Source organism: Sphingobium cyanobacteriorum, from assembly GCF_030580935.1.
Lineage (GTDB): Bacteria > Pseudomonadota > Alphaproteobacteria > Sphingomonadales > Sphingomonadaceae > Sphingobium > Sphingobium cyanobacteriorum.
In genome coordinates this window covers 637,018-649,600 of the sequence record NZ_JAUQOM010000002.1, presented here as the reverse complement: position 1 = coordinate 649,600, position 12,583 = coordinate 637,018, and the positions used below count along the sequence as shown (strand labels likewise).

At 62.6% G+C, this 12,583-nt stretch carries 13 protein-coding genes; 4 read left to right on the top strand and 9 right to left on the bottom strand.

Going from position 1 to position 12,583, the window contains the following annotated elements:
- Nucleotides 1–8: 8 nt before the first annotated feature.
- A complete protein-coding gene (locus Q4610_RS08155; RefSeq protein WP_482241488.1) occupies nt 9–767 on the bottom strand; it encodes a F0F1 ATP synthase subunit A in 759 nt (252 codons plus the stop codon).
- 72 nt (nt 768–839) lie between these two features.
- Complete coding sequence (locus Q4610_RS08150; protein WP_304535475.1) at nt 840–1,163, bottom strand: AtpZ/AtpI family protein; 324 nt, start codon at nt 1,161–1,163, stop codon at nt 840–842.
- 197 nt (nt 1,164–1,360) lie between these two features.
- Here Q4610_RS08150 and Q4610_RS08145 point away from each other — a divergent pair, with 197 nt between their 5' ends.
- The gene (locus tag Q4610_RS08145; protein ID WP_304535474.1) at nt 1,361–1,660 is read left to right on the top strand and encodes a metalloregulator ArsR/SmtB family transcription factor; all 300 of its coding nucleotides are present in this window, start codon (nt 1,361–1,363) and stop codon (nt 1,658–1,660) included.
- 291 nt (nt 1,661–1,951) lie between these two features.
- On the opposite strand, the gene Q4610_RS08140 is transcribed toward Q4610_RS08145, so the two are convergent.
- Nucleotides 1,952–2,704 (bottom strand): TetR/AcrR family transcriptional regulator, encoded by a 753-nt coding sequence (locus Q4610_RS08140; protein ID WP_304535473.1) that lies wholly within the window; start codon nt 2,702–2,704, stop codon nt 1,952–1,954.
- Between the two features lie 35 nt (nt 2,705–2,739).
- On the opposite strand from Q4610_RS08140, the gene Q4610_RS08135 reads away from it, so the two are divergent.
- On the top strand, nt 2,740–3,108 hold the full coding sequence (locus Q4610_RS08135; protein ID WP_304535472.1) for a darcynin family protein: 369 nt from the start codon (nt 2,740–2,742) through the stop codon (nt 3,106–3,108).
- 53 nt (nt 3,109–3,161) lie between these two features.
- Here the strand turns inward: Q4610_RS08135 and Q4610_RS08130 are convergent, their stop codons facing one another.
- The 3 genes from Q4610_RS08130 to Q4610_RS08120 are packed head-to-tail and all read right to left on the bottom strand — an operon-like array spanning nt 3,162 to nt 6,957.
- The gene (locus Q4610_RS08130) at nt 3,162–3,542 is read right to left on the bottom strand and encodes a YdbL family probable chaperone protein (RefSeq protein WP_304535471.1); all 381 of its coding nucleotides are present in this window, start codon (nt 3,540–3,542) and stop codon (nt 3,162–3,164) included.
- Nucleotides 3,539–3,727 (bottom strand): YnbE family lipoprotein, encoded by a 189-nt coding sequence (locus tag Q4610_RS08125; RefSeq protein ID WP_304535470.1) that lies wholly within the window; start codon nt 3,725–3,727, stop codon nt 3,539–3,541. Before Q4610_RS08125 ends, Q4610_RS08130 begins: the two co-directional genes overlap by 4 nt.
- Nucleotides 3,724–6,957, bottom strand: a complete 3,234-nt coding sequence (locus Q4610_RS08120) for an intermembrane phospholipid transport protein YdbH family protein (RefSeq protein WP_304535469.1) — start codon at nt 6,955–6,957, stop codon at nt 3,724–3,726. Before Q4610_RS08120 ends, Q4610_RS08125 begins: the two co-directional genes overlap by 4 nt.
- Before the next feature lie 134 nt (nt 6,958–7,091).
- On the opposite strand from Q4610_RS08120, the gene radC reads away from it, so the two are divergent.
- Nucleotides 7,092–7,787: a RadC family protein gene (radC, locus tag Q4610_RS08115; RefSeq protein ID WP_304535468.1), complete on the top strand. Its 696-nt coding sequence runs from the start codon at nt 7,092–7,094 to the stop codon at nt 7,785–7,787.
- A gap of 14 nt (nt 7,788–7,801) precedes the next feature.
- On the opposite strand, the gene Q4610_RS08110 is transcribed toward radC, so the two are convergent.
- The 3 genes from Q4610_RS08110 to Q4610_RS08100 all read right to left on the bottom strand — a co-directional run bounded on the left by Q4610_RS08110 (nt 7,802) and on the right by Q4610_RS08100 (nt 11,030).
- Nucleotides 7,802–8,827: a hypothetical protein gene (locus Q4610_RS08110; protein WP_304535467.1), complete on the bottom strand. Its 1,026-nt coding sequence runs from the start codon at nt 8,825–8,827 to the stop codon at nt 7,802–7,804.
- Between the two features lie 213 nt (nt 8,828–9,040).
- A complete protein-coding gene (locus tag Q4610_RS08105) occupies nt 9,041–10,474 on the bottom strand; it encodes a DEAD/DEAH box helicase (protein WP_304535466.1) in 1,434 nt (477 codons plus the stop codon).
- 121 nt (nt 10,475–10,595) lie between these two features.
- The gene (locus Q4610_RS08100; RefSeq protein WP_304535465.1) at nt 10,596–11,030 is read right to left on the bottom strand and encodes a hypothetical protein; all 435 of its coding nucleotides are present in this window, start codon (nt 11,028–11,030) and stop codon (nt 10,596–10,598) included.
- 78 nt (nt 11,031–11,108) lie between these two features.
- Between Q4610_RS08100 and Q4610_RS08095 the strand changes: the two genes are divergently transcribed.
- A complete protein-coding gene (locus Q4610_RS08095) occupies nt 11,109–12,548 on the top strand; it encodes an FAD-binding oxidoreductase (protein ID WP_304535464.1) in 1,440 nt (479 codons plus the stop codon).
- Nucleotides 12,549–12,583: the final 35 nt, after the last annotated feature.

Sequence of the window (12,583 nt, the reverse complement as noted above, 5' to 3'; positions counted from 1 at the left end):
GGTGAAACTCAGTGCAGGTTCTCGGCATCGTTCAGATACACCGAGGTCAGCAGCGCGAACACATAGGCCTGGATGACCGCGACCAGCATTTCCAGCGCGCTGATGCCGATCATCAGGATGAAGCTGGCGGTGCCCACGGTCAGACCCAGCGCCGGCGAGGCGTTGGCGCTGTTGATGACGAAACCCGCCAGCACCTTCAGCAGGACGTGGCCAGCGGTCATCGCAACGAACAGTCGCAGGCCCAGGCTGAACGGACGCACCATGAAGGACACGAGTTCGATGACGAAGAGCGGCACGACCATCGCGATCGGCGTGCCGTGCGGCACGAACAGCGAGAAGAAGTGCAGGCCATGCTTCCAGAAGCCGACGATCAGTACGATCGAGAAGCTCATGATGGCGAGCACGCCGGTCGCGGTGAAGTGGCTGGTGAAGGTGAAGGGGTGCATCCCGATCAGGCCCAGCGGCAGCAGGCCCAGCAGGTTGGCCAGCAGGATGAACATGAACAGCGAGAAGACGTAGGGGATATATTTGCGGCCCTTGTCGCCGATATTGGCGATCAGCAGGTTCTTGATGAAGCCGGTCATATATTCGACCGCCATCTGCCACCGGCCCGGCACCAGTTCGCGCTTCATCCCGCCGATCACGAAGATCCACAGCACCACAGCGGCGAGCACCATGTAGAGCGCGCTGTTGGTGAAGGCGATGTTGAAGCCGCCAAGCGACAGATGATCCGTACCGAACAAAGGTTCGATAGCAAATTGATGCATCGGATCGATTTTGCCGGATTCTGCCACGTTGACCCCTGTAACGTTCAAATATTCGGACTAGGACGCTGCCTCCTATTTTTCGGGCGGCTTCGTCGTCGTCAATCTGATGATATTCCTGAACGCCGCCACGATCCCAAGACCGAGAAAAACGAGCAGGAGCCAGGGTGTCGTGCCAAGCAGCCGGTCAAGAACCCAGCCGATCAGCGCACCACCGACAAGACCGCCGATCAGTTCCGCAAGGACCCGGTTGCCCAGCCGCGATCCATCGTCCGCCTGCTGCTCCACCGCCCCCTGCCTGACCTTTTCAACTTGCTCCGCCTGCGCGATCCGCTCCTCAAGGGAAGCGATCCGCGAGTCTTCGCCCGCCGGGTCCTGTCCGGGTGTGTCCGCTGCCATGCATCATCTCCATCAGGCATTCAGCCCGTGGGGGTCGGCATGGCGCTTGCGGCTGCACCCGTCAAGGCGAGGCCCCTCTAGAAAGGGTTGGTGACAGTGTCAACCCCGCCCAAAAGCGCGAAAACCGGCCTTTGGGACCATAAGGGATCGCAGCCTTGCATTTAGATATTTTCCTATTTAGCTAAATGGGAATGGACATGATCTTCAAGGCGCTGGCCTCAGAACCGCGCCGCCGCATCCTGCATCACCTGCTCGCCGAGCCGATGACGGTGGGCGAGATTGCCGACAATTTCGAAATGGCCATGCCGTCCATTTCCCGCCATCTGGCGATCCTGAAACAGGCTGGCCTGGTGCGCGAACGCAAGCGCGGCCAATATATGCTCTATGCGCTGGTCACGGACCAGTTGACCGGGCCATTATATGATTTTCTGGCGCCTTTTTGCGAGCAAGCACGGGCGATTGTCGCGGCAAGGCCCCGGCGACGCGGACGGGATTGAGCGCTTTCCACAACAAGGCGCGTCGTTTTCAGGCAGGCCCATGGGCGTTCGAGGACGTCAGAGCATCGTGCGGAAAAATCGGCCCCGGTTTTCCGTCAGAAACGATGCGAAAACAAAAACCGGAGCGCGCGCCCTGCGTCCGGTTAAAGTGCAGCACGTTCCAGGGTCCAATCGACATTCAGCCCTGACGGCCTGCAAATGACGGTTTCTCGCGCTCGCGATGCTCATCGGCTTTGAACAGACTGCGTTGCAACGCGGCGCGTGACTCGTTTCAAGCGTCACGAACAACCACTATTCTGCCTGCTGCGGCCTGCGGCCCGGCTCGGCATCATCCGCATGCCGATCGGCCCTGCGGGGCGCAATCGCGTCATCCCGGTCGGACAGTCCTGCTCCCCCGCCTGCCCGGAGATAGCCGAATACCGCCCGGTTCACGCGGACACGCAGGGCCGCACAATCCTGCTCCTCCCGATCACCGGCGGTGTCCACCATGGCCTTGACGATGGCGAACACATCCTGCGCCGCGATCCCGGCATCCTCCTGTCGCGGCAGGTCGGCGCGGCCGAGTATATCGCGCAACATGGCCTCCAGCCGATCGGTCACGCGCCGGCTATCCGGGTCGAACGACAATCGCCGCTCGGCAAAATCGAGCAGGCGCGCCAGCGCCGGACGCCGAAGCTGATGCGCCACGGCGGCGTCGATCAGGCCGGACAGCGCCGCCACGCCATCCGCCCGCGCGCATGCGCCCTCGACCTCGTCGATCAGGCGTGATGTTTCGCGGATGATCAGGGCGCCGACAAGCGCGTCCTTGCCCGGAAAATATTGATAGAGCGAACCGATGCTGACCCCGGCCCGATCCGCCACGGCATTGGTGGTGAACCCTGCGAGTCCATCCTGTTCCAATATGCGAGCGGCCGCTTCGACGATCGCCTGCACCGTGGCCGCCGCGCGCGCCTGCCTGGGCATTTTCCGGGGGGCGACATGCTGGCGGTCATCGGGGCGGCAGGGGGCGGGAATGCGAGTAGCCTTTTGCGAGTGATCGCTCACAATAATCGCACCCACCACCGATGCAAGGATGCATGATGACGATATCTGCTGACGACATGATGTTCGACCCCGCCCTGACCATATTCATGCTGGTCAAAACATCGCCGGAATGGCTTGGCTTTAGCGTCGACCGCCGCTTCGCCTTGCTGCGCGAACAGTTCACGCCCATCCTGGAAAAGCATGCCGCCAATGTCCGGTTGCGCTTTTTCGATGTGGAATTTTACGCAACCCGCGTCACCGACATCTGGATGTGGGACGCCCGCAGCCATCATGGCTATGAACTGCTGGTGGAAGATTTGCGCGAAACGGCGTTTTGGGACCGCTATTTCCACATTGTCGAGATATTGACGGGCGTGGAAAATGCCTATGCCAGAAATTATGATCGCGCGGTCATTACCGTCTGATCGAAGGAGGGGGCACGATTATCGGCCCCCTATCCTTCCCCGCGGGCGGACGATCAGCCCGCCGTCGCGCAATAGGATGGCAGGCTGATCGCGCCCGCCCCCTTGGTCTGCCATGCGCCCGCGCCGATGCGATAGACCTGTCCCGTTTTCAGGCGGCTGAGCGTCTGGCAGGCGGTGGCGGCGGCGACATCCTGCACCGTCACGCCCCGCTGGCTGGCGAGCTGGGTATAGGCGGCGCGGCGCTTGATGTTGATCGATTCGACTTCGGATCGCACATCCGCGCCGACCGACCCGGCGACGCCGAGATAACCGTCCGCCTGTTCGCCCACCGTCCCGGCGCTCATCGCGGCGGCGACCGGCCCGGACTGGGCCACAGCCGGCGCGCCCATGGCGATGGCCAGCGCGGCGGCGACAATCAGCATCTTGCGTGTCATTGCGGGAACAACTCCGGGTTATTCTGGATCAGATCCTGGGCGTCGCGTTGCAGGCGCACCACGACTTCCTGCTGCACCTTCACATTCAGGTTGATTTCGATGGGCTTGTCGGGGGCCTTCACCTGAATACATCCCCCCAGGGCAAGACCGGCGAAACCGGCCGTCATGATCGCTCGTTTCTTCATTTCGGTTCCTCAATTACCGCCTTGTCGCTTTCCACAGGCTGAACCGCAAGCCCTTGCGCGCCCTGCACCCGCATCTTTTCCTGCGCCTGCTTGCCAATTTCGTCGCGAATCGTCTGGGTCGGGTCGATGAAGGATTGCGCCGTGCCCAGCAGCCCCCGGAAAGGCGCGGAAATGCGGACGTTGAAGATGAAGGGCAGGCCCACGAAGCTGCGGGCTATCCCGCCCGGCGCATCGCCCAGCTGCCCGCGATTGACGCCGTTGAACACGACATTCGTGACCATTTCACCGTCCAGCGCGCCATCCATCAATATGGTCAGGCATTTATATTGCAGATTCTTGAGCGCGTCGAAGGCCATGCGCCCCATCGTGCCGAGTTGTTCGTTCGATACCGGGCCGACATAGGAGAGCACGCCCGACTGACGACCGGAGTCGCAGGGAATGGAGGGCAGCACCCCTTCGGGCATGATGAGCGGCGGCATCCCCTGCTGCCGCGCGACCAGCACCCCGCCCGCGATCCGCCCGCCCTGCGAATTGAAGATCAGGGGCATGATCCCGTCGAACGTGCCGGTGGCCGAGATATTGTCCAGTTCCATCGCCTGGATGAAGGCGCCCGCGTCCAGCCCGATGACACGGAAGGTCAGGTAGCGATCGACATCCGCGGAAAAATCCATGGTGGTGGGCAGCAGCACCAGTTCCCCGCCGGAAAAGGGCCAGCCGCCGCCCTCAATCCGCACCTTCTGCCCGGCCTCCAGCCGGTAGCGCACTTTGCCGTCATGCACTTCGACACCCGGATTGACCGATCGGATCGTCACTTCCTGCCCCGGCGCGGTAATCATGCCGATCAGGTCGGTGAAGCGGATTTCGCCCGACAGCCCTTCGACCGGGCCGAAGGCAGCAGCCAGATTGGCATTGTCGGTGCGGAAGGTGCCGGTCGAGGTGACGGCCGCCCCCGTCCAGTCTATCCGCCCCTGCCCCGTGACCCTGGCGTTCACATTGGCGACCACGCCCAGCGCCAGCGGGGTGATATCTTCGGGCTGCAGACCGGCGTTGAAGGCCAGGCCGGGCACGATCAGGTCGGCATGCCCCTTCCCGCTGCCCAGCGCATGGCCGATGGCGAGCGTCGCCACCGCCGCGCCGCCGCGCGGGGCGGTCAGCGTGCCGGTGGCGGCGATGCGGCCATCCTTCAAGGTCAGGGCGAAGTCCGGCGCGGTGAGCGGGTTGAAGCGCGGCGGGCTTTGCGAATCGCGCACCGTCATCGCCGCCTTGAGCGCCAGCGCGCCCCCGGCAAAGCGCCAGTCGCCCGCGCCCTGCTCCACGATCAACGGCACCGTGCCGATCTGCCCGCCCGCGCCGTTCAGCGTGCCGCCAAAGCCATCGCCACGCATAGCCCCGTCCAGCGTGGCGGCGGTCAGGCGAACCAGCGCGTCCTGCGGGCCGATCGCCAGCGCGGCGTTGCGCATGGCAAAGCCGGTCCGGCCCAGCACCAGCCGCGCCTGATCGGCGGTCAGGCGCATCGGGCTGTCGCCGCTGCGGCCATCAAGCGCCAGGTTGCGGATCAGCGCGCCGCCGCTGACCCCGCCCGGCCCGGTGGCGACCATCCCGCCAGCGCCGACCGGGCAGAGCGTCTGCCGCGTCCTGCCCAGCGCGAAATTGCCGTAGCGCGCCTCCACCAGCGACAGCGGCACGCAACCCGGATTGATCGCGATCGCGCCATTGGCCGCGATCCGCCCTTCGACCGGCAGGCTGAGGCCGCGCAGATGGCCGTCGGGCAACGGCCCGTCGAGCCGCAGCGCCGTCGTCGCAAATCGGGTCGTGCCGTCGCGATCCGCCGAGAAGCGCACCGTATCGAGCGCCAGTCGCGCGTCGCGCGTCGCATAGGGATCGACGAACAACTGCCCGCCAAAGCCGCCGCCCGGCCGCCGCGCCAGTTTGAGCGCCGCCCTGGGCAGGCCGCCGCCTGCGCTGGTCAGCGCGCCGTCGAGCGCCCAGTCCACCCCTCCCGCCCGGCCCGGCCACGCCAGCGTGACGCGACTGTCCTGGCCCAGGCCGATCCGCGCGCCGCTGCCTGCATCGAGCGCGCCATCGGTCACGACCAGGCTGCCGCCAGCGCCCTTCTGCACCAGGGCGAAGCCGGTATGCAGCCGGTTGCGTGCGCCCGCCTGTTGCACCGCATCGGCCAGCTTCGCCGCCAGCGGCCCGACCGGGGTGCCCGCGGTCGCGGCACGCAGCGGACCAAGCGGGTCGCGCCCGGCCAGGTGCAGATCCTGCCCGGCGATCTGCCCCGTCAGGCTGTTTCCATCCCCGGCCACCAGCCAGTCGCCGGTCAGCGCCGCGTCGCGCAACAGCACCCCCTGCCCGGTCAGCGCCTTCGCGCCCAGCCTGATCCGGCCGCCGGTCCGGTCGGCCGTGCCGTCGAAATCGATCCGGCCGTCGGGCGACGCCAGCACCAGCCCGGCGCCCTTCAATGCCTGCCCCGTCAGGTCGACATGGCCGGTCCAGCGATCGAACGCCTTGCCCAGCGTCAGGTCGACGATGGCCGCCGGTTTCGCGATCGCCGCACCGGCATCGCGGCAGGCGATCGCATCGGCGCTGATCGGGCCGCTCAGATGCGGCTGGCCCTGCTGCATGGCGATGGCGACCATCGCCCGCGCCATCGTCAGCCCGCAACCGGGCAGCGCGGCGCGGGGCATGGCGGCGGCGACCTGCCCCCGGAAACCGGACCGGACATTGCCGCTGCCATCGATCTGCATCCCGACGCGGCCGGCATCGGTGTCGAGCGTCATGCGCGCATCCGCCAGCGACAGGAGGATGTCGGGCAGGCTGAACGGTGCGGTCGAATCGGGATCGCGAAACTTGTCCAGTTCGCCCAGGCGCAGCACGCCGTCATGGTAACTGCCGCGCAGCCGCACCCCGCCCGCCCGCACCGCCGCCACCTGCGGCGTCAGTCCGACAAAGGCGATGTCGACCTCCACCCAGCGCGCGGTCAGGTCCGGCCGGGCGGGATCGCCCAGCACGATATTTTCGATCCGCTGGGTGCGCAGCCCCACATCGATCAGGTCATAATTGGCCTGCACCCCACGCCGGTTCAGTTCCCGGCTGACGAAATTCTCGGCAATCGGCGCGCGCTGCGTCCATAGCGCGACAAGCACCAGCGCCAGCGACCCTGTACCAACGCCCAGCCAGCGCAGCCATGCCCGGCGAACCCTGCCTTCGCCGTCCTGTTCTTCCATGCCTATCGCCAACCCCGGATTGCTGAGACGCTGATGGTCCGTAACGGGACCATAACGTCTGTCCTCCCTTAAATATCCTTGCCCCGCGATTCCGCAACGCATAGCGTCGCCCGACTGCCACCGGGGGAGCGATTTTGGCCGAAGGGGATGCGAAAAGCACGCAGGACGGCGCGGGCCATCGCGCCCGGCTGCGGCAGAAACTGTGCGAGGCGGGCGGCGAGGCGCTGCACGATCATGAACTGATCGAATATCTGCTGGCGCTGGCCATCCCCCGCCGCGACACCAAGCCGCTGGCCAAGGAACTGCTGCGCACCTTCGGCGGGATCGGCGGGCTGATGAGCGCGGACTGGCAGGCGATCGCCCGCGTGCCCGGCATGGGCGACACCAGCGTCGCCGCGATCAAGATCGTCCAGGCGACGACGCTGCGGATGCTGCGCAACGCGGTGGAGGCGCGGCCGGTGCTGGCAAGCTGGCAGGCGCTGCTCGACTATCTGCGCGCGGACATGGCGTTTCTAGGGGTGGAACGGGTGCGGGTGCTGCATCTCAACAGCCGCAACATGCTGATCCGCGACGATCATATGGGCGACGGATCGATCGATCAGGCCGCCATCTATGTGCGGGAAGTCATAAAGCGCGCGATCGATTTCGGGTCGGCCGCGCTGATCCTGGTCCACAATCATCCCAGCGGATCACCCGAACCCAGCCGTCAGGACATAGAGGTGACACGACAGATCATCGATGCGGGCAAGCGGCTGGGCATCGCCGTGCATGATCATATCATCATCGGCGCGCAGGGGCATGTGAGCTTGCGGGCAAAGGGATTGTTGTAGAAGAATAATCACAATCAACAGAAAGATTCTTTAATTAATTGAAAAATAGAATCTTCAATTTCATCTTCTGTTATTCTTTCTATTTCATCCCCATTAAAAATCACCTTGTATTTATTTTCATCTGGAAAATGAATAAAAGTTTCCCCATTTTCTTCATTCGTTATAACTTCGACAACCAACTGTACCGGCCTATCTGGCGGATAAAATTCAAATTCAGATTTTATAAATATATTATTTATACAATAATTGTATCTATTTTGTTCACACGACCAAGTCACGACATAAAAATTTCCTTCCCTGTGATATATATAATTCTGAAAATTAATTCTAAAGTATACACCATCTTTCTCAGTTATATTTTCGATATACTTTGCTTTCTCAGAATCTGAGAAGCAGGATTTAAAGACATATAATACCCTGTCTAGCTCTTTTGGGCCATCCCGCTCAAATGATACAATATCAAATGCACCTCCAAACTGTTTGTCCAACCCCCACCCGTCACGAGACTGTTGAAGCAATGTTAAGGCTACAGCCTTTAACGCAGCCACCACAACATTATCTTCATCAAAATTTGAAATTAAATTCTTAAATTCATTTTTTCCACTTCCAGAAAAATAACCTATTTTATTATAAGTCATATCAATTTCAAAGTTTTTACTTATTATTCCATTTCCTTCCGAACAAATAAATGCAAAAAACCAAGAACATCCATCGTCAGGAAAATCACATTGATCTATCCAGCTAATTATTTTTTCTGAACTATGAATTCCGTTTTCAGATAAATCATAAAATTTTCGAACGCTTCTATAAAATTTATCGTAATCTCCAGCCCATCCAAAAAATATTTTGTCAGTTAATGGAAATATTTTTCTAGCCATGCCCAATACATTAGGAACAACATCATAAACTCTATCAAACTCGTTCGGGCGAGGATGAACTGGTAGAGATGCATCATGATGAACTACCGCATCAGTGGTGATTAAAGCATCACAAACGAATATAGCAAACATGTTATCCTTCAAATGTGCAATCAATGTCACAGATGATCTACCTTCATGCTCTGCAATCCATGTTTGTTTAACAAAATAATGGGCACTTCATAATCCATGACAGAATTAATGCCGTCGGCGATATTAAAAAAAAACGGGCGCTGACACACCCGTTTTCATAAGTTTGAGGCAAGTTCAAATTGGGAGCCAAGCATCTTCATTTGCGATGCCTCAATATACTCTACGATGCTTTAGCGTATGTTATTACTCACCAAAACCGACCGACAGGAAGTGGGGAACCGGGCCGTTCCAGCCATCATCCGGGCCTTCATCCACGGGATCGCGGCGGCGGGGTGGCGGGGCCGCGCGGGGCCGGTCGTCGCGGGGGCGATCCTGACGCGGGCGCTCCTCGCGGGCGCGATCGGCCGGGCGGGCTTCGGTCTGGCGCTCCTCGCCGGGCCGTTCCTCACGCGCGGGGGCTTCGCGGCGGGCGGGCTTGCGGTCACGGCTTTCAGGCCGGGCCTCGGCCCGCTTTTCAGGGCGCGGTTCATCCTGCGGCGCATCGGCATCGCGGGTCGATCCGCCCGGCAACGGCGCATAGGGAATCTTGGTGCCGATCAGCTTCTGGATATTGTCGATCGCCTCGGCATCGGATTCAGTGACGAAGGTGAAGGCGACGCCGGTTGCCCCGGCGCGGCCAGTGCGACCGATGCGATGGACATAATCGTCCGGGTGCCAGGGCGCGTCGAAGTTGAACACATGGCTGACGCCCTTGATGTCCAGCCCGCGCGCAGCCACATCGGACGCAACCAGGATATTGACGGTGCCGTCGCGGAAGCGCTCCAGTTCGGCGATGCGCGACGACTGATCGATGTCGCCATGAATCTCGCCCGACTTGAAGCCCTGCCGTTGCAGCGCCTTGTTGAGATCGCGCACGGTCGTCTTGCGGTTGCAGAAGATGACGGCGCTGGTCACGTCGGCCACCCGCAGCATGTCGCACAGGGCATCGCGCTTCTTGCGCGAATCGACCTTGACCAGATGCTGGGCGATGTTGGTGGAGGCGGTCGCGGGGCGCGCCACCTCGATCGACTTGGGATTGGACAGGAATTTGTCCGCCAGCTTCTTGATGACCGGCGGCATGGTCGCAGAAAAGAGCAGGGTCTGGCGCTGCGTCGGCAGCTTGGTGCAGATTTCCTCGATATCCGGGATGAAGCCCATGTCGAGCATCCGGTCGGCTTCGTCGATGACCAGCATCGAACAGCCGTTGAGCAGGATCTTGCCGCGCTGGAACAGGTCCATCAGGCGGCCGGGCGTCGCGATCAGCACGTCCACGCCCTTTTCCAGGGCCTTGAGCTGATCGCCCATCTGCACGCCGCCGATCAGCAGCGCCATGTTGAGCTTGTGATATTTGCCGTATTTCTCGAAATTCTCCGCCACCTGGGCGGCCAGTTCGCGGGTCGGCTCCAGGATCAGGCTGCGCGGCATCAGCGCGCGGGCGCGGCCATGGGCCAGGATGTCGATCATCGGCAGCACGAAGCTGGCGGTCTTGCCCGTCCCCGTCTGGGCAATGCCGATGATGTCGCGCATCATCAGGACAGACGGGATCGCCTGCGCCTGGATCGGCGTCGGCGTGTCGTAACCGGATTCGGTTACGGCCCTGAGCAATTCGTCGGAAAGGCCGAGATCGGCAAAAGTCATTCAAATGTCCGGACAGGAGGAAGCCGTCTTGCGCGTCCGCAAGACGGAAATCGGCCGCGCATTGCGGAAATATTGGCCGCTTGTCAAGAAATTCGCATGACTGGCGGCGCATGCATGCCGATCAATCCTCATCCTCGACCGGGATCAGGCGACGGAAACTGTCGATCGCGCAACTCAGGCCACTGCGCGCCTGCAATTCGTCCCGGCCCGAACAGAGCGATCCGTCATCATCCGGTTCGACATAGAAGCCGGAATAGAAACCATCGGAATCGCACCCTTTTTCCAGACGGGCGCGATAACGGTGATTGTCGGCCAGGATCAGGTCGACGCCATTGGCAACGACGATGCTGGCCCCGCGAATCGAACGCAGGGCGACACAGCGCGGCCCCTTCTTCTCATCCCATGCCTGCCGCGCTTCAGGCGTTGCGCGCGCAGGCGCCCTGCCCTTTTTGGCCATGGGCACGCGAATGATGATGCGCTGCTGAATCGTCAACTGCGCCATTTGCACAGGCTCGGCGCCGGGCGCGATCAGCAGCAGCAGGACGGATGGAAACAATGCGGACCCCTTCTGGAATCGACACGCTATCGTCAGATGGTTGAACCGTCGATGAATTCCGGGGCATAGCATCGTCCCATGATTGAACAGCAGCATATCGACCGCTTCATTGCCCTGCTCGGCCCTAAGGGGGTGACGACCGACCCGGACGATGTCCGCCCCTGGACCAGCGACTGGCGTGACCGTTATCATGGCGCGGCCGCCGCGATCCTGTCGCCCGCCTCCACGCAGGAGGTCGCAGCGACCGTGGCGCTGGCCGCCGACCTGGACATCGCGCTGGTGCCGCAGGGGGGCAATACGTCGATGGTGGGCGGCGCGACGCCGCCGGCGGACGGCTCCGCGCTGATCCTGTCGCTGCGGCGGATGAACCGCATACGCAGCCTGCGCGCGGACGACAATCTGGCGGTGTGCGAGGCGGGCGTGATCCTGAGCGTCCTGCATGATGCGGCGGAGGACGCCGGGCGGCGTTTCCCGCTGAGCCTGGGGGCCAAGGGGTCCGCGACGATCGGGGGCCTGGTATCGACCAATGCCGGGGGTACGCAGGTGCTGCGCCACGGCACGATGCGCGCGCTGGTGGAAGGGATCGAGGCGGTGCTGCCCGACGGCAGCATCTTCGACGGGCTGGATGCGCTCAAGAAGGACAATCGCGGTTACGACATCAAGCAGTTGCTGATCGGGGCGGAAGGGACGCTGGGTGTCGTCACGGCGGCGGCGTTGCGGCTGGTGCCCGCCATCGCCGCGCGCGCGGTCGGCTGGGTCGGGGTACAGACCCCGGCTGACGCGCTGGCGCTGCTGCGGCTGACGGAAACCATGCTGGGCGACAGCGTCGAAGGGTTCGAGGTGCTGGCCGACGAAACATTGGGCTTCGTCCTGGGCCATATCCCCGGCACGCGCGCGCCGATCGAGACGCGCACGCCCTGGCATGTGCTGGTCGAGATCGACCATGCCGACCTGTCCGACCCATCCCCCGCCGAACGGCTGGAAGGCGCGCTGGCAGAGGCGTTCGAACGCGGCATCGCGATCGACGCCGCGATCGCGACCAATGAGGCGCAGGCCGACGCCTTCTGGCGCATCCGCGAATCGCTGTCCGAATCCGAACGGGCACAGGGGCCGGCGCTGCAATATGACATCAGCGTGCCGGTGGCGAAGATGCCCGCCTTCATGATCGAGGCGGCGGCGGCGGCGCAGGCGCGCTTTCCCGGCACCACGGCGTCGTCCTTCGGCCATCTGGGCGACGGCAATGTCCATTTCCATGTCCGCGCGCCCAAGGGCACCAGCGACGGCCCGGCCTGGATCGCTGCGGAGGGGCAGGCGATCAACGCCTTCGTCCATGACGCCGTGGTCGCGGCGGGCGGATCGATCTCGGCCGAACATGGCATCGGCCAGATGAAGCGGGCGGAACTGGGGCGTCTGGCCAGCCCGGCGCGGATCGCCGCCCTGTGCGCGATCAAGGCGGCGTTCGATCCGCGCGGCCTGTTCAACCCCGGCAAGCTGATCCCCTTGCCGGACGAAATCTGAGCGCGCATCGCCGACAAAGCGATTGCCTAGCGCGG

Coding starts and splice junctions, on each gene's coding strand:
- Q4610_RS08155 (WP_482241488.1), bottom strand. CDS start 767: ATGCATCAATTTGCTATCGAACCTTTGTTCGGTACGGATCATCTGTCG.
- Q4610_RS08150 (WP_304535475.1), bottom strand. CDS start 1,163: ATGGCAGCGGACACACCCGGACAGGACCCGGCGGGCGAAGACTCGCGG.
- Q4610_RS08145 (WP_304535474.1), top strand. CDS start 1,361: ATGATCTTCAAGGCGCTGGCCTCAGAACCGCGCCGCCGCATCCTGCAT.
- Q4610_RS08135 (WP_304535472.1), top strand. CDS start 2,740: ATGACGATATCTGCTGACGACATGATGTTCGACCCCGCCCTGACCATA.
- Q4610_RS08130 (WP_304535471.1), bottom strand. CDS start 3,542: ATGACACGCAAGATGCTGATTGTCGCCGCCGCGCTGGCCATCGCCATG.
- Q4610_RS08125 (WP_304535470.1), bottom strand. CDS start 3,727: ATGAAGAAACGAGCGATCATGACGGCCGGTTTCGCCGGTCTTGCCCTG.
- Q4610_RS08120 (WP_304535469.1), bottom strand. CDS start 6,957: ATGGAAGAACAGGACGGCGAAGGCAGGGTTCGCCGGGCATGGCTGCGC.
- Q4610_RS08105 (WP_304535466.1), bottom strand. CDS start 10,474: ATGACTTTTGCCGATCTCGGCCTTTCCGACGAATTGCTCAGGGCCGTA.
- Q4610_RS08095 (WP_304535464.1), top strand. CDS start 11,109: ATGATTGAACAGCAGCATATCGACCGCTTCATTGCCCTGCTCGGCCCT.